Consider the following 16895-nt stretch of genomic DNA (forward strand, 5'->3'; position numbering starts at 1 on the left):
ACTGGACTCCTTAGAATGGGAACAAAGTGCTCATAAAGAACCGTGATAGCCAACCGGCACTTTGCGTTTCTTGCAGCTCGCCTTTGCCAGAATATTGAATACGCGCATTAGCGATACGGCTACTTTCTACGGTGTTTTCGGAGCTCACATCAGCTGGGCGAACAATGCCTTCTAAGCGAATAAACTCCTGCCCAGTATTAAGCGTTAACCATTTTTCGCCACGAATCACCAGGTTACCATTGGGCAGCACACGCATCACATTCACGGAAATATTGCCTGACAAACTATTGGATTGATTAGATTTAGCGTCGCCGGTGAACGAAGCATCTGAGTTCACACCCATTTGAATGCTATCTCCACCGATATTGACCGGATTGCCGCCTAAACCAATAACCGGCTCTAACCCCAGCTCGGTCTCCCTGTCTGTTTCCGTTTTTGCCGTTTTTGATGCTTGCGTTGACTCACGCAGTACCACAGTAATGATATCTCCAGTACGCAACGCTTTCTTATCGGCATACAAATCGTTCGCCAATACGGGATTGAAAAGGCCGCCACTTTGGGTCATGTTTTGTGTTGCTTCCTGCGGATACATCGGCGCATAGTAAGGGTCGTTTTCGACAACATGGGAGTTTTGTGTAGAAACACACCCTGTAGCAAGTACAAAAGTAATTGATAGTGCAATTGGCCTAATCATAATGCCCCCACTTATAGCTGCTGATTAATATAGCTGAGCATCTGGTCTACAGATGAAATCACTTTAGAGTTCATCTCATAAACACGCTGTGTTTCAATTAAGTTGACCAGCTCTTCGGTCACATTAACGTTCGAGGTTTCCAATGCTCCTTGAACAATAATACCCAAGCCGTCTACTCCCGGGTTACCTTGCACCGGAGCGCCACTGACGGCAGTTTCGGTATACAGGTTCTGGCCCATGGGCTCAAGACCCGACGGATTAATAAAGTCACTGATCACCAACTGACCAATCACCACATTGTCCGCCTGCCCGGCTACGCGCACCGAAACCTCTCCGTCTTGCGACACAGTAATAGACTGCGCGTCATCGGGCACGTTCATTTCTGGTTGCACCGGAAAACCAGCACCACTGGTGACGATACGACCGTCTTCGTCGGTCGTGAATTGACCATTACGGCTGTAAGCAATATTGCCATCAGGGAGCAACACCTCAAAAAAGCCTTGTCCTTGAACCATCCAGTCGAGGGAGTTCTCCGTGCTTAGCATATTGCCCTGGGAGAAATTCTTCTGGTTAGCAACCACCTTGGCACCGGCGCCAAGCATCAACCCCGAAGGCATCTCTGTATCTTGTGAAGAGCGCCCGCCAGGTTGGTTGATATTTTGATACAACAAATCTTCAAACACGGCGCGGCTTTTCTTGTAACCGACCGTGCTGGCGTTGGCCAAGTTGTTGGAAATAACCGAAATATCGGTCTGTTGGGCGTCAAGCCCGGTTTTACTGATCCACAATGCTGGGTTCATAGTAGTGACTCCTCGCTAATGTTACATAATCCGTAGCAATGACTCAGCACGCTGGTCATTTTCTTCGGCGGTTTTCATTAGCTTGACTTGTAATTCAAACTGACGTTGATGGCTGATCATATCGACCATCTCATGTACAGGATTGACATTCGACATCTCGAGAGCCCCTGACATGATTGATACATTTTCAGAAACATCAAGTTGTTGGCCATTTACGGGCCGAAACAGACCGTCGTTGCCCTTTTCCACCTGATGCCCTGTGGCCTCAACAATTTGCAATCTGTCCACTTCTTCAAGAAAGTTGGCCGGTGCGCCTTGAGGGCGAACTTGAATGGTGCCGTCTTTGCTGAAACTTATTTTCTCAATCGGAACAGGCAGGATAACAGGCCCCCCTTCGCCAACAACTTGACGGCCATCTCTATCGAGTAGCATCCCCTCTTGGGTCATTTTCAATGAACCGGCTTTGGTATAGGCCTCGTTACCAGCATCATCTAATACCGTCAGCCAACCGTGCTCACTCATAGCAATGTCTAAGTCGCGACCGGTTTCAGAAATACCGCCAGCTGTGGTGTTGGTCCCTGCGCGTTCTTGTAGAGCAAAAACGCGTGTCGGCAGCCCTTCACCAAAGGCCTGCATCGAGCGTGCCTGAGCGATATCGGCTTTAAAGCCTGTGGTGTTAGCATTGGCAAGGTTGTTACTTTTGACCCCCATCCCCAATAGGCTTTGCTTAGCTCCTGAGGTGGCAATGTACAGCATCTTGTCCATTGGCTTGCTCCTTAAAATCGTCGTTATATTGACTAAAGCAAGATTGATACCAAAAAAGGGAGTTATTAAAAAGGAGAGATTAGAGAGATGAAAAAAGGCCACCCAAAGGTGGCCTAGTAGAATTTTTCTTATCGGATCTGCAGGATATTCTGTTGCAGCGTTGAGTTCACCTCTAACGCCCGAGAGTTAGCCTGGAAGTTTCGTTGCGCACTGATTAAATCAACTAGTTCATTAGTAAGGTTGGTATTCGATTGCTCCAACGCTTCGGAGTTTACCGTGCCCAGCGTTCCTGTTCCTGGCTCACCGGCGATGGGCTCACCAGAGTCTAAGCTTTCTTTCCAGCTGGTATTGCCTACCTGCTGCAAGCCTTGAGAGTTAGGGAAACGGACCATCGCTACCTGACCTAAGAAGGTAGAGTCGCCATTACTATACGAGGCAACTAACTTACCATCACTACCGATTTCAATATTAGATAAGCGGCCCACGGTCGAACCATCTTGTTCCAACGCCTTCACCTCGAAGCGGCTAGAGAATTGGGTTGGGAGCTTGTTACCCGTCGCGGCTTCATCGCGCCAATTAAGAGTAATGTCGTTAAATTGAGCACCATTATTTAAAATGCCGCTGGTACTAAGGTTAGCACCTGATAATGTTAGAGGGTTAAATGTTGACCCAGTATTAGGCGTACCATCTGTTTGTTGTGGTAAACCCGCAGCGTCAAAAGTAAATTGAGTGATGGGGCCTGCACCTGCATTACCGCCGCTATCGACCTCAGTGCCATCCACAGTGGCGCGCACATCCCATTCGTTGGAAGCCGTTTTTACAAAGAAAAACTGCAGCACGTGAGGCTCACCCAAAGAGTCATAGACCGTTGTTGATGTCGACGAATTATAAGTAGCTGAGTCTGTCGCACTAAATGGAGTAACTGCAGGCACTGCAGCTCCAGCATCTAAGTTAAAAGAGCTGTAGACATTATCGGTCGCGTTTGGAGAACCCGATGAATCAGGTATTTGAATCGGGTTGGCCGTACTCAAGCTCACCGAAGTGGTATCACCGGTTACCGCATCCGTTGGAAAACCCTGTAAAAAGTTGCCCTTAGCATCGACTACGAAGTTATCATCATTAAGCTTGAATGCCCCAGCACGCGTATAGGTAAAATCTTGCGAGGCCAAATCGTCAGTCATTGCAAAATAACCTTCACCGGTAATCGCTAAATCCAGTGCATTTGACGTGAACTTTAAAGAACCTTGGTGAAACTGCTGCGCGACCATAGTGGTTTGTACACCATCACCGTTCTTCGTTTTACCGCCACTGAATACTGATGCCGCATACACATCAGCAAACTCTGCGCGGGATTCTTTAAAACCTGTGGTATTGACGTTCGCAATGTTGTTTGCGGTCACATCTAAGTCTTTTTGGGCTGCCGCCAACCCTGTTAAAGCGATATTGAAACTCATGTTTCACCTCTTCGTAATAACTGCCCGCAGGCAAATGCTTTACACTGAAATCTCAGCCACCTCAGCGAGCTTCACTGCACCCTCTTTGGTGTTCACGATGATCCCATTCGCGCCGTTGATATTAACGCTTTCAATATTTTTGAATGTTGCCATAGGTAAAGAGCTGTATTCACCATTGATGCTGCCCTCTGCCACAATGTCGTACTCACCAGGAGGAAACGGATTGCCGTCCTTGTCGAGACCGTCCCATTCAAAGCGAATTGCACCAGCAGGTTGCGAGCCTAAATCAACCACCTCAACCACCTGACCTTTATCGTCTTTAATAGTGAGGCTTAAATTATCGACGGGCTCTTTAGCAAGAACAGTCCCTTTACTCACTTCACCGCTATACAACTCGATAGTTTCAGACTCTAACAACGCCTTTTTCCCGACTAGCGTTGACGCCTGCAGCGCCGAGTTAGATGTCATTGACGCTGCCAAAGAGTTAAAATTCTCATTGAGCTTTGAGATCCCCTCAGCCATAGTGAAATTAGTCATCTGCGCAATCATCTGGTCATTATCCGCAGGTTTGCTCGGATCCTGATAGGACAACTGCTGAGTCAGCAGGCTGAAAAAATCTTCCTGGGTGAGCTCATCGCTCTTTTCTTCCGGCGCCTTATTTTGGTTATCCCAATACAGGGAGCCTAGACCCGTTGCTGATTGCACATTATTGTTCATGCTCTATCCTCGCTTTAACCCTTACCAAGCTGCAACGTTCTCGTTAGCATTTGCTTAGCAGAGTCGGCTATTTGCACATTCGTTTGATAGGAGCGTGACGCCGAAATCATGTTTGCCATTTCCTCAACCACATTGACATTGGGTTTATAGATATAGCCGTTCTCATCCGCCATCGGGTGACCTGGGTTGTATTCAATTTGCAACGGTTTGTCACTCTCAACTACACCCAGGACTTTCACTCCTACAGACTCACCTTGCTGTTTGCCTACCGCTTGCTGCAACTGAGCAGCGAAAACGGGTTGGCGAGCGCGATATGTCTGCTCCACTGAGGAGCTAACCGAGTTTGCATTTGCTAAGTTGCTGGCAGTGGTATTTAAGCGCACGTTTTGTGCACTCATGGCCGAACCAGAAACATCAAAAACATTAAATAAACTCATGATTATGCTCCTTGACCACCTAGGGCTTTCTTAAGACCGGAAATCTTGCCGTTCATAAAGCGTAAGCTGGCCTGATACTCTATAGCGTTCTGTGTATACAAGTTCCGTTCCACCTGTACATCAACAGAGTTACCATCGCCTGTATCTGGTTGATTTGGAACACGAAATTTTGCTTCACCCATACTCATTTGGGTACTTGCTTGGAGGTGTTCCGGATGGGTGCGAGCTAAGCTATTGCCGCTTAACTGCCGATTGTTTGCCGCTTTTAATGCGCTGGCAAAATCAATGTCTTTCGCTTTATAGCCAGGGGTGTCTGCATTGGCAATATTCGACGCCAATAGCTCAGCCCTTTGCGAGCGAACGAGCATTGCTTGGGGATGAATACCAAATGCTTTATCAAAACTGATAGCCATAGCCTCTCCAAATTTTTGACTCTCTTGGAGGGGCTACAGCAATTTTTAGACCATAGATTGTAAGGCTATGTATTTAATACTTTTTTTGGTAGATGATACCGGGATTACAACGGATCATATCGAACTCGGTACTCAAGCCTGTCATTGATTCACTCGCTCCTAAAAACAAATATCCCTTAGGGTTAAGCGCTTGCGCGAATTGACCAATGATCTTGGCTTTTACTTCCGGAGAAAAATAAATAAGGACGTTGCGACAAAAGATAATGTCAAACTTACCCAGCAACGCATATGAATCCAGTAAATTCAAATGGCGAAAGCTCACCATACGTTTTACATTGTCATTAACTTTAGCCATACCGTTGCCGCTATCGCTAAAAAACTTTTTGCGTCTTTCAGCACTGAGCCCTCGAGCCAATGCCAATGAGTCATACTCAGCATTTTTACAAATATCGAGCATGGTATTAGAGATATCCGTACCGATTATTTGCGCTCCCGAGGACAGTTGACCTGGGCGGGACTGTTGATATTCGGCCACTGACATCGCTATTGAGTAGGGTTCTTGCCCTGAAGAACTGGCCGCCGACCAAATTTTTACCGGCCGACGTAAATCTTTGCACTCAGGTAAGAGCTTTGTCTTCAATAATTCAAACGGATAAGAGTCGCGAAACCACAATGTTTCATTGGTGGTCATGGCATCAACAACAGCGGCACGAAGTTGCCGCTCATGCGGGCTCAACGTTTTACTAACCAACTGCGACAAAGATTCAACGCTAAAGCGAGCCATCAGCGGAGCCAAGCGACTTTTAACTAAATAAAGTTTGTTATCACCCAGCACAATGCCACACTGCTGTTCTAAAAATGCACGAAACTGGTTGTATTCACCGAGCTCTAAATGCTTATTTTCCAAATTACTCTCACCTAACTCACTTGAAGCGGTTACAAGACAAGGCGGCATTAATCACAATGCACCCACTTTTTAACTGCTGTAGCCAGTTCGTCGGGGTTAAATTTGGCAATAAAATCATCTGCCCCAACTTTTTCTATCATCGCATGGTTAAATACGCCACTTAAAGAGGTGTGCAGTATCACATGCAATGGTGCCAGCTTCGGATCCGCTTTGACCTCTGCTGTTAAGGTATAGCCGTCCATCTCTGGCATTTCCACATCCGATATCAGTAACGCCACTCGCTCAGTGATATCATCTTTGCAGTCGAGCTTCGCTATTTCTTTTAATCGCAGCAGGGCCTCTTTACCGTTTTTCGCCAGCTCAGTTTGCACCCCGAGAGGCTCCAGTGCCCGTTTTACTTGATTACGCGCCACGGCAGAGTCATCGGCAATAAACACAATACGCTCACCGAGATCTTTCTGCATCTCGCCATCTGAGGCAATGCCCTCACTGACCTCGGTATTAACAGGGCTGATCTCTGCAAGAATTTTTTCGACATCCAAGATTTCTACGAGCTCGTCATCAATCTCAGTCACTGCGGTAAGGTAAGAATAACGCCCCGCACCTGACGGCGGTGGCATAATCTTTTCCCAGTTCATATTGACGATACGCTCAACGCCACCCACCAAAAACCCCTGCACAGAGCGGTTATATTCGGCGATAATAATAAAGCAATTTTCAATATCAGTGATGGCCGGACCGCCTACTGCCATAGACAAATCGATGATAGAAATGGTTTGTCCACGAATATGCGCTACCCCACGAATATAAGAATTCGTTTTCGGCATATTTGTTAGTGGTGGACACTGAAGGACTTCTCTAACTTTAAAAACGTTGATCCCGAACCGCTGGCGTCCTTTTAGTTTAAACAGCAATAATTCAAGGCGGTTTTGACCCACAAGTTGGGTTCGTTGATTGACAGAATCTAAAATGCCAGCCATCGGATTCTCCTAGCATTAATTTACAACTTCGCACACTCGCGCCAAATAGGAACGCATTTTGCTTCTTAGCTTCATACGTTAGTATAACTACGCTAGAACGCCCAGTTTTTGACGCTTCGTAGTTATACCCTGTTTTACCCAATAAGCATAGTCGAAACATGGTGAGTATGTTCAAAAAAATTCAACTTTTCCAAAGCTTATGGTTAATAGCCGGTGTATTAATAAGCTCAACGGCTGAGGCAAACAACAGCCAACAACAGCGCTATGATCGCCACGCTTTGCAAACGCTTGCTGAGCAATACATCACAGAGCAAGCGCACATTCAGCCCGATCAAGAGCTGCAAGTGCAAGCGATGGACTTAGATGCGCGCATCGGTCCTAGAGAGTGTGCAGTAACACCGCAAGCCTCTACGGCTAGCGCTCCGCCATTTAATCGGCAGGTAACAGTAAAACTTAAGTGTCCAAGTCCTGCTCTTTGGAGTCAGTATGTCCATGTACGCATCAGTAAGCTCTCTACTATCGTGGTCGCCAATGATCACATTGCCCGTGGGCAAATTATTAGTGCTGATGATTTAACTACGGAGCAGCGTCCGCAACATTTTGTTCGCGCTCGCTACATAGAGCAGCCAGAAGTTATTGTCGGCAGCCGTAGTAAACGCAGTATTCGCAGAGGATTGCCAATTAGTATGAATCAGTTGTGCATGGTGTGTAAGGGCGATAATGTGAGCATTATTGCCCGCTTTAACGGACTCACTATAAAAACATCTGGAGAAGCGCTAGAAGATGGCGGTGTCGGCGATAATATTCGCGTGCGTAATGTAAAGTCTGGCCGGCTAATCAATGCCAAAGTAACAGCAGTGGAAACCGTGGCGGTTAATATTTAAATTTTATGCTAAAGTATTGGCTAGAATGGCCGATAAACAGTGCAAAGGTCAATATAGCTTAGGTAATTAGTGATGGTGAATCAAGTCAACAAAGGCCAGCAAGGCTCGGTGTACAACACACCACAAAATAAAGTGGAGCAACAAAAGCTCAACCAAACGCAAACTCAAGGTAATGAGGCAAATGCAAAAGCCAGTACTAAGGCTGCAGCAGATTCAGTAAGCCTTACCCCACAAGCAAAGCAAATGAAGTCTTTGCAAGAAAAAGCTGAGCGCTCATCAGGGTTCGATCAACAAAAGGTTGACGAATTAAAGCAAGCTATCAGTGAAGGAAAATATCAAGTAGATAGCGAAAAGCTTGCTAAAAACATCGCTGCGTTTGAGTTCGATTTGTATGGCTGATTCAGCACTTAGTGTAGCTCTCGGCCAACAGCTCTCAAGTTTACAAAACTTGCTACAGCTACTTGAAGACGAGCTGAGCGCTATTGCTGGGCGCAGTGGTGATGAGCTGAAGGAATTAACGCCTAGAAAAGAGCAAGCGCTTGTTCAAATTCAGCAACAAGACCAGCATATTGCTCAGCTATTGAAAGCGCAAGAGCAAGAGGTATTAGCGCCGCACCAAGAGATGATAGAGCATGCACAGACTTTATTGCTAAAATGCAAACAGCAAAATCAAGTGAACGCCCAAGCTGCTCATAATGCTCAACTCACTGTCAAACAACTCAAAGATATTCTTATCGGCGCACCAAGTTCATTAACCTATGCTGCCGACGGTGGGATTGACCGCAGCGAAAATAAAATCGTAAAGAATTTAAAAGCCTGAACCTACTAAGCTAAATATTGATTTGAAAAAGGGAGCCTGAGCTCCCTTTTTTGTCTTTTATAATTCGCCTTTGCCTGAGCTATCCAGCATCGCTTTGAGCACTTCATCTTCGCCAACAGTGGCATAATGCGAGGCTCCTCCAAAGCCATGCTCCTCACTTGTTACTGTTTGCTCTGAGGCTAAATCATCAAATTGAGCTAATACTTCTTCTGCCTCACCGGGATTATCCAAAATTGACTCTGCTCCTAACAAGCCCGATTCACTGATAGCTTGCTCGGCACTGACTGTGATTTCTTTTACTTGGTTAAACTCGGTAAACTGCTCATTATTTAAGCTAAAACTTACAGCCTCATAATCCAGAGTCTCAACACTGGCATAATGGCTTTGACTATCAGTTTCTTCAACCACCACCTCTTGAGCGGAAGCGCTGATCTCTAAAGGTTGCTCTGCTGAGGAGTTTTCATAAATAGAGCCACTATCAAACACCTGATTATTGGTATCTTTTACTAAATAGTTGCCCGCATCATCAATGGTCACGAAATAATAATCCTCACCACTGAGTAAATCTAAATCAAGTAATGAGAGAGTATATCCCCAGTCCCCACTAGCGTCAGTGGTTGTACTCGGGTAAGTATTTAGAACATCCAAGTCAATACCCAATAGGCCAACACCAATTAAGCTAGAGCCAACAATGTAGATCTCTGTACCTGCAGGTGCTGTGCCTTCCGCTGACGGTAGCACTAAACCCAAAATGCCGGGGTCAAAATCAGTGACCTCAAAGCTAATGGGAGTTGTATCTATGATACCGCTATCCACAGCACTGCCGGTATTTCCCGCTTGGTCGGTAACACGTGCGGTCACCGTATATTGACCATCGACCAGTACTGCGCTGGCGCTAATAGACCAATCACCGTTGTTATCTGTGTTAGTGGTCACCGTGTGGATAGTGCCCGCATCATCCACAAATTGCACACTCACCTGAGCATTCGCTTCATTTGAGGAGCCACTGACTTGCGGGGTGTTGTCATTGGTTAGTGCTACGCTGCTTGCATCAATGCTTACTGTCGGTGCAATGGTATCTATGGTGCCAGTGTCGCTTGCACTGCTGCTATTACCAGCAGCATCAGAAACACTGACGGTTACGGTGTAATCTCCTTCAGCCAGGCTGGGGGCAGACACCGACCAATTACCACTGCCGTCTACCGTCGCACTGAGTGTGTAAGTATCACCGTTGTTATCCAGCACACTAATACTCACTTCCCTGCCTATTTCACTGGATGTACCGCTCAGCAGCGGTGTGGCATCGTTCCCTAACCCTAATGGGTCAAGGGTGACACTCACTCCTTGAGTGTCAATATTTCCGGTGCTAGACACTGTGGTGGTATTGCCCGCATCATCCATGATCGTTGCACTCACGGAGAAGGTGCCATCAGATAACGCCGAAGGCGTCACAGACCATGTGCCATCTGCTGCGACAACGGTCGAAATATTCTGGCTATCACCATTACCGTCAGTGACTGTGACTGAGACAGTAGCACCTATTTCATCACTGTTCCCTGAGATAAGCGGGGTATTGTCATTGCCATTTGCAGGCACGTTCACGCTCAAGCTAGGGGCGGTAGTATCCACCTCACCGGTTGCGCTCACTTCGGTTAGATTGCCAACGTCATCACGTACTGCCGCTGCTACGGTAAAACCACCTTCAGCCAGCGCCGTAGGCACAGCCACAGACCAGTTTCCATTTGAGGTAGACGCTTGCAGGGTTTGCTGGTCACCGAACGCATCGGTCACTATCACCTCTACCACTGTGCCATCTGCCACATCCGTTGTGCCACTGATAACTGGCGTGCTGTCATTAGTTAAGCCAAGGGTATCAATGCTAAGGACAGGTGGTTCATTATCAAAATCGAGTGTACTGATGGTGGTCGAATTACCAGCGGCATCAGAGGCTGACGCAGTCACATAGGCTAATGTCAGAAGCGGCACCGTCAGATTAAGTAAAGTCCAATTGCCATCCGCATCGGTGATCGCTGTGTACGTTGCACCAATCCCTCCTCCGACTAGGTGTTCTGTGATGGTGACTTCACTGCCTGCGGGCAAATCCGAAGTACCAGACAAGGAAACAAGGTTACCTAACAGAAACGATGGCACTATGGTCAACTCGGGGCCAATGGTATCAATTACAGCACTTTGTGAATCAGTACCCGTATTGCCTGCATCATCAACAATGGTCGCGGCCACGGTATAAGTACCATCGGCTAACGCTGAAGGAGCGGATACCTGCCAATCACCATTGGCATCAGTGGTAGTGATTACGCTTTGACTGTTCCCCTGAGAGTCAGTAAAGATAAGTGTTAATTGGCTGCTCGCCTCGCTTGAGCCCCCAGAAATAAGAGGCGTGTTGTCGTTAGTGAGCTCGAGTGGGTCAATCTCAACACTTGGAGCAAGAGTATCGATGACCCCTGTCTCAGAATCCGTTGAGGTGTTGCCAGCTCCATCATCAACGCTGGCTGTGATAGTAAACTCTCCTTCTGCCAGCGCTGCACCAACGTTTGCGCTCCATGTACCGTCTGCGCCGACTGTGGCGCTCAAGTTCTGAACATTGCCAAGGGCATCAACCACGACTATTGATACCACGGCTCCAGGCGCAGCGCCCGCTGATATACCAGAAATAACAGGAGTGGCATCGCTTATCACTCCTACGGGATCAATCGTGATCCCTGGACCGGCAGTATCAACAGTACCAGATTCATTGTCGGTGCCCTCATTTCCTGCGGCATCAGTAATGCTGGCGGTAATATCAAAATCCCCCTCAGCAAGTGCAGTGGGCACCTCAGCTGTCCAACTGCCATCACCGGCTAACAGTGCCGTAAAACTCTGACTATCTCCGCTGGCATCGACTACGGTAATTGATACAACGTCCCCCTCATTGCCTTCAGCACTGCCGCTAATAACAGGGGTTTCATCATTCACACTGCCAACGGGCGAAATTGTCACAGAGGGTGCTGTAATATCCACTTCGCCTTGGACTTGATCATTCGCTTGGTTACCGGCATTGTCACTGACTTCGGCGGTGATAGTGTATTGCCCTTCAGCTAAAGGCGTGGAGAGCGACACACTCCAAGTGCCATCACCTTGCACCGTCGCCTGAACGGTCTGGGTATTACCACTGGCATCGACCACGGTGATAGCCACCGTTGCTCCAACCTCAGAACTACTGCCAGTAATGATTGGAGTCGTGTCATTGCCTATACCCGGGTTGTCGATGGTCAAATCCGGTGCGCTGGCATCAATACTGCCCTGCGCTGACGCTTGGGTGTTGTTCCCTGCTTCATCAGTCACTGATGCAAGTACAGTATAATCCCCTTCAGCTAACGGCTGGGAGGCTTCTACCTGCCAGCGACCATCGCTTTGCACCACCGCTGTTAACGTTTGCGTCGTACCATCGTTATCGGTGACCTCGATAGCCACGCTTGCGCCCACTTGCGAACTAACACCGGAAATAATAGGCGTGGTATCACTTTGCGCTCCAAGCGGGTCAATACTGAGCGTCGGAGCCGTAACATCTATTTGCCCTTGGGCATTTGCCTGCGCTTCATTTCCTTGGGCATCAGTAACACTCGCTGAAACGGTAAACACCCCCTCAGCAAGCGCCTGCGCAGCAGATACTTGCCAACTTCCGTCGCTTTGCACCTCAGCAGTGAATGACTGAGTTGTACCATTCGCATCAACCACTTCGACCGCTATCGTTGCTCCTATTTCATCACTTGTTCCGGAAATCACTGGGGTGGGATCGTTGGTGACTCCAAGTGGAGTCAGGGTTAGGCTCGGCGCTGTAGTATCCACTTCGCCTTGAGCAGTATCACTGGTACTGTTGCCGGATGCATCAACCACACTCGCCTGCACTTGGTAAACACCCTCACCTAGCGGTTGTTGAGTTTGTACTTGCCAGCTACCATCTTGCTGAACTGTCGCTTCTAATGTTTGTCGATTGCCTTCAGCATCAGAGACAATCACAATAACGGTGCCCCCGACTTCACTACTGGTGCCAGTAATAACGGGGGTTGTGTCATTGGTAATCGCAGGAGAATCTATCGTTAACTCCGGCGCACTGACATCTATAACTCCTTGCTCGGTATCACTGGCGCTATTACCTGCCGCATCAGTGACACTTGCCTGTACCTCAAACTCTCCCTCAGCCAGCGCTTGTGGCACCTCCACCTGCCAGCTACCATCTGCCTGGACAGTAGCCGTTAAACTTTGTGCAACTCCCGCCGCATCTGTAACCACTATATTGACGGTGGCGCCGATTTCATCACTGCTGCCACTGATTATTGGGGTGCTATCACTGATAGTTGCCAGTGAGTCAATGAATATACTGGGCGCTTGGCTATCCAATAAACCCGACTCTGAGTCACTGGCCTCTAAGCCACCCGCCGCTACAGAGGCGGTCACTGAGAATTCGCCTTCGGCCAATGGCTGAGCCACATCAATTTGCCACTGACCGGCAACAGCGGTTGTGGTTATACTCTGCTCATTTCCCAAAGCGTCAACGACAGTGATAGTGATCACACTACCACCAGGGGCATCCGTGCTGCCCGCTAGACTCGGCGTACTGTCGTTTGTGGTGCCAATCGCAGCGATATCAATAGTTAAACTCTCTAGGTCAGTATCACCATTAAAGCTGCCCTGGGCCTGCGCCTGGCCAATATTCCCTGCTTCATCCGTGCTACTAGCAACAACACTGAACTCCCCTTGCACCAACGGTTGTGTCACTTGCACTTGCCACGTGCCGTCCTCCCCCACAGTAGCGACCAGTGTTTGGGTTGCGCCTGCTGCATCGGTAATGAGTACATTGACTGCTGCTCCAGCATCCAAATCGCTGCTACCCGAAATAGCTGGCGTCGGGTCACCTTCATCTATAGGGGTAGCGATAACAATAACGGGGGCTATGGTGTCAAGTTCCCCTGATGTTGTTCCCACCACAGTGTTTCCCTGAGGATCGGTGGCCGTCACAGTCACTTCGAACGCACCGTCTGCTACCTCGTCAGAAAATACTACCTGCCACTGACCGCCATCATCAATAACCACTGTCTGCTCAATCGAAACACCATTAGCCGTGATCAATGTCACAGTCGCAGTTTGCCCTGCCATATTGGTGCTGGAGCCACTGACTTGAATGTCTGGGTTATTAGTTAAACCTATCGGCGTCACCGTAATAACTCCGCTCTCACCACTCGCTGCTTCACCCTCTGGCAACACCCCATCGCCGGTATTCTCAACCGTTATCGCACCTTGATTCTGAGCACTAAAATCGTCATTTAAGGTCAGTTGCTGACCTGATAGCGTTTCGCTGATACGTGTGAGCTGTACAAAAGAGGTCCCCCCTCCACCAGCGGCGCCTCCACCCGCACCAGCAGCGGTTGCTTCTAAGGCATCGAGAATGTCACCGTCACCTTGCAGTGCATCCAAAAAAGAGGAAATACTGGGGTCTTCGTTAGTGGCAGAAGGTGAGGTCGGCTGTGCATCAAGGCCATTGAGTGCCTCGGCAACACTTTGCTGGGCGACCTGATGCTCATCTAGGCTCAAACCAAATTCAGCTAGCGTGTCTGCCCCTAGCGATACATGCTGATTGGCAGGAATTTCAAAGTCGCTGTGAGTGCCTGAGAGTGTCACTGAGCTTTGTGCTTGGGTCATTATGCGCGCGCCTTGGACGATACTATCGCCAACGCTAACAAGCTTTACCTCACCATTGGGCAAACGTACAAATACTTCCCCTACTACCTCTTTTACAATTAACTGATCCATGGCGGTTTCCTCACTGAATTTGGCCGACAAATTAAGTGTAGAAACTGACGAGTAAAGTGTTATTGGACAGCAGTCCAATTTTGTCGCCAAAAAACCATACTTTTATACTAAGTCGAACGAATTTTAGAGGTACAAAAAATGATTTTATTGCGCATCGATGAATTCTCGACTAAATCATACAATTGACATGGCAGTACTGGGTTTATTTAACAAAACTGGGAGGTTAGCATGGATCGTGAACAGGCTAACAAGGAGTTCATAGGTCTTAAACCGCTTCTACTTACCGCTATTGCACTGACTACGATGTTTACAAGCTCGTTATCACAAGCACGCTCTACAGAACCACTTTCTTACGCCGCCAAACAAGCAATTGACACAAATCCGCAGGTAAAACAGCGTTGGCATGAATTTAAAGCGTCAATGCATGGGGTCGATGCTGCATTCTCTGGCTACTTGCCTAAAGTCGACGTCAATGCAAGCACTGGGTACGAGACTCGTAATTACGGCGTTGATGATGACTATGCGCGAAATACCGCCGAGTTGAGCGTAACTCAAATGCTCTATGACGGCTTTCGCACTAGCAACGAAGTGGAGCGGTTTGAGCAAGTCCAGCTAACACGTTACTTTGAACTGCTAGCTCAAGCACAACAAACCAGCTTAGATGCCGCTACTGCTTATCTTGATGTTATTCGCTACAACAAGCTGGTGGAGTTAGCAGAGCAAAACCTTGAACAACACCAAATGGTGTTTCAACAGATTGAGCAAAGCGTCGACGCAGGCGTAGCCAGAGCAGCCGATCTAGAGCAAATCACCGGGCGTTTATCGCTGGCCGAGTCTAACGTTATGACCGAGCTTGCCAACTTGCACGATGTCAATGCCCGCTATCTACGGATTGTCGGCGAGCTGCCCCCTAGCAATCTCAACGAGGCGGGGATCAGTGATGACCAGATTCCGTTTTCTATCAACAAAGCGTTAGCGCTAGCATATGAAAACTCTCCGCGCTTTTATGCCACGCTCTATGGTATCAGCGCAGAGCAAGCCTTTGCACAAAGCCAAAAGTCCGGATTTCACCCCAATGTGAACTTATCCGCTCGCTATGGCATGCAAGACAGAGATGAGCTTGGTTTTAACACGACCCGCTCCGAGGGCCGAATTGGCATTGATGTAAGCTACAACCTGTTCAATGGTGGCCTTGATAGTGCCAATCTCGAGCAAGCATACGAACAAGTCAATGTTGCTAAGCAACAACGCGATTTAGCCTGTTTAGAGATACGCCAAGGCGTGCAAATCGCCTACAATAATGTACGCATTTTAGAGCGTAAGCTACCGGCCTTAGAGCAGCACCAGGCCGCCTCGGAGAAGGTCAAGCTGGCTTATAAGGATCAGTTCGATATCGGCGAGCGTACTTTGCTGGACGTGCTTGATGCTGAAAATGAGGCGTTTCAATCCAGCCGAGCCTATATAAATGCCGAGTATGAGCGAATGAACAATGTATTGGCGATGCTAGCAGAGATGGGCGGGTTACTCGAAGCTTTAAGTATTACCAACGAGGACTACCCGACTTTAAGTGAGTTAACTGAGTCGCCGCTTACAGCAGATAGCGAGCACCTTTGCCCCAAAGTCGACGTTGCCAGCCAAATGTCTCGCAAGTCCTTTCTTGCCGAGAAAAATAAGCGTAACAACGCCTATAAAAGTATAAAAATAGACACTACATTACCAGCTGCAGGTCTAAGTAGTAACGCCGCCGTTATGAGTGCTGATGACGACAGTGATGGCATTGCCAATGATAAAGACCAGTGTCCGGCCACACCATTTGCAACCGAGGTCGACGCCCAAGGCTGCACTAAATATACAGCGGACACGCGTTCGGTGGAAATAGGTATTCCCTTTGCCTTCGATTCTGACGTGGTGATGCCGCAATACTACGCTGAGATTGAGCGCCTCGCGACATTCTTAAAGCAACACCCAGATAAAACCGTTGAAATCCACGGCCACGCGTCACTTGATGGCGAACCTCAGTACAACAAACGGCTGTCAGAGCGCCGCGCTTTTGCTGTTACCGAGATTCTTATCAATAACTTCGGTATTTCTGCACAGCGGGTGACGGCCATGGGCTTTGGTATTGAACAGCCTATCCAGAAAGAAATTTCAGTGCGTGCCAATGCGCTCAATAGGCGAATTGAAGCCAAAATCAACAGCTAACCACCTACCAAAAA

The 16895-nt window shown here is 48.1% G+C and carries 14 protein-coding genes; 4 read left to right on the forward strand and 10 right to left on the reverse strand.

Annotation, left to right across the window (positions count from 1 at the left end; translation table 11 throughout):
* Positions 1-10 precede the first annotated feature (10 nt).
* The 9 genes from flgH to EXT46_RS02985 all read right to left on the reverse strand — a co-directional run bounded on the left by flgH (position 11) and on the right by EXT46_RS02985 (position 7167).
* Entirely contained in the window at positions 11-691 is a 681-nt protein-coding gene (gene flgH / locus EXT46_RS02945; RefSeq protein ID WP_026110987.1) for a flagellar basal body L-ring protein FlgH, read from the reverse strand.
* Positions 692-705: 14 nt separating this feature from the next.
* Positions 706-1494, reverse strand: a complete 789-nt coding sequence (gene flgG, locus EXT46_RS02950; RefSeq protein WP_022944053.1) for a flagellar basal-body rod protein FlgG — start codon at positions 1492-1494, stop codon at positions 706-708.
* Between the two features lie 21 nt (positions 1495-1515).
* On the reverse strand, positions 1516-2259 hold the full coding sequence (locus tag EXT46_RS02955; RefSeq protein ID WP_022944054.1) for a flagellar basal body rod protein FlgF: 744 nt from the start codon (positions 2257-2259) through the stop codon (positions 1516-1518).
* A gap of 128 nt (positions 2260-2387) precedes the next feature.
* The gene (gene flgE / locus EXT46_RS02960) at positions 2388-3713 is read right to left on the reverse strand and encodes a flagellar hook protein FlgE (RefSeq protein ID WP_130145124.1); all 1326 of its coding nucleotides are present in this window, start codon (positions 3711-3713) and stop codon (positions 2388-2390) included.
* Between the two features lie 39 nt (positions 3714-3752).
* Positions 3753-4430, reverse strand: coding sequence for a flagellar hook assembly protein FlgD (locus EXT46_RS02965; RefSeq protein WP_022944056.1), 678 nt, complete (start codon positions 4428-4430; stop codon positions 3753-3755).
* Positions 4431-4444: 14 nt separating this feature from the next.
* On the reverse strand, positions 4445-4867 hold the full coding sequence (flgC, locus tag EXT46_RS02970) for a flagellar basal body rod protein FlgC (protein WP_045978575.1): 423 nt from the start codon (positions 4865-4867) through the stop codon (positions 4445-4447).
* Positions 4868-4869: 2 nt separating this feature from the next.
* Positions 4870-5280: a flagellar basal body rod protein FlgB gene (flgB, locus tag EXT46_RS02975; protein ID WP_045978574.1), complete on the reverse strand. Its 411-nt coding sequence runs from the start codon at positions 5278-5280 to the stop codon at positions 4870-4872.
* Between the two features lie 73 nt (positions 5281-5353).
* Entirely contained in the window at positions 5354-6187 is an 834-nt protein-coding gene (locus EXT46_RS02980) for a protein-glutamate O-methyltransferase CheR (RefSeq protein ID WP_130145126.1), read from the reverse strand.
* Between the two features lie 47 nt (positions 6188-6234).
* Positions 6235-7167: a chemotaxis protein gene (locus tag EXT46_RS02985; RefSeq protein WP_022944060.1), complete on the reverse strand. Its 933-nt coding sequence runs from the start codon at positions 7165-7167 to the stop codon at positions 6235-6237.
* Between the two features lie 167 nt (positions 7168-7334).
* Here EXT46_RS02985 and flgA point away from each other — a divergent pair, with 167 nt between their 5' ends.
* The 3 genes from flgA (at position 7335) to flgN (ending at position 8871) form a co-directional block, all read left to right on the forward strand.
* The gene (gene flgA / locus EXT46_RS02990; RefSeq protein ID WP_082342239.1) at positions 7335-8051 is read left to right on the forward strand and encodes a flagellar basal body P-ring formation chaperone FlgA; all 717 of its coding nucleotides are present in this window, start codon (positions 7335-7337) and stop codon (positions 8049-8051) included.
* Between the two features lie 72 nt (positions 8052-8123).
* On the forward strand, positions 8124-8450 hold the full coding sequence (gene flgM, locus EXT46_RS02995; protein WP_022944062.1) for a flagellar biosynthesis anti-sigma factor FlgM: 327 nt from the start codon (positions 8124-8126) through the stop codon (positions 8448-8450).
* Positions 8443-8871 (forward strand): flagellar export chaperone FlgN, encoded by a 429-nt coding sequence (gene flgN, locus EXT46_RS03000; protein ID WP_053911114.1) that lies wholly within the window; start codon positions 8443-8445, stop codon positions 8869-8871. The genes flgM and flgN overlap by 8 nt, the downstream gene beginning before the upstream one ends.
* A gap of 57 nt (positions 8872-8928) precedes the next feature.
* Here the strand turns inward: flgN and EXT46_RS03005 are convergent, their stop codons facing one another.
* The gene (locus EXT46_RS03005) at positions 8929-14679 is read right to left on the reverse strand and encodes a retention module-containing protein (protein ID WP_130145128.1); all 5751 of its coding nucleotides are present in this window, start codon (positions 14677-14679) and stop codon (positions 8929-8931) included.
* 228 nt (positions 14680-14907) lie between these two features.
* Here EXT46_RS03005 and EXT46_RS03010 point away from each other — a divergent pair, with 228 nt between their 5' ends.
* Positions 14908-16881, forward strand: a complete 1974-nt coding sequence (locus EXT46_RS03010; protein WP_240701075.1) for a TolC family outer membrane protein — start codon at positions 14908-14910, stop codon at positions 16879-16881.
* Positions 16882-16895 lie beyond the last annotated feature (14 nt).

The sequence above is a fragment of the Pseudoalteromonas sp. CO325X genome (assembly GCF_004208955.1).
GTDB classification, from domain to species: Bacteria; Pseudomonadota; Gammaproteobacteria; order Enterobacterales; family Alteromonadaceae; genus Pseudoalteromonas; species Pseudoalteromonas ruthenica.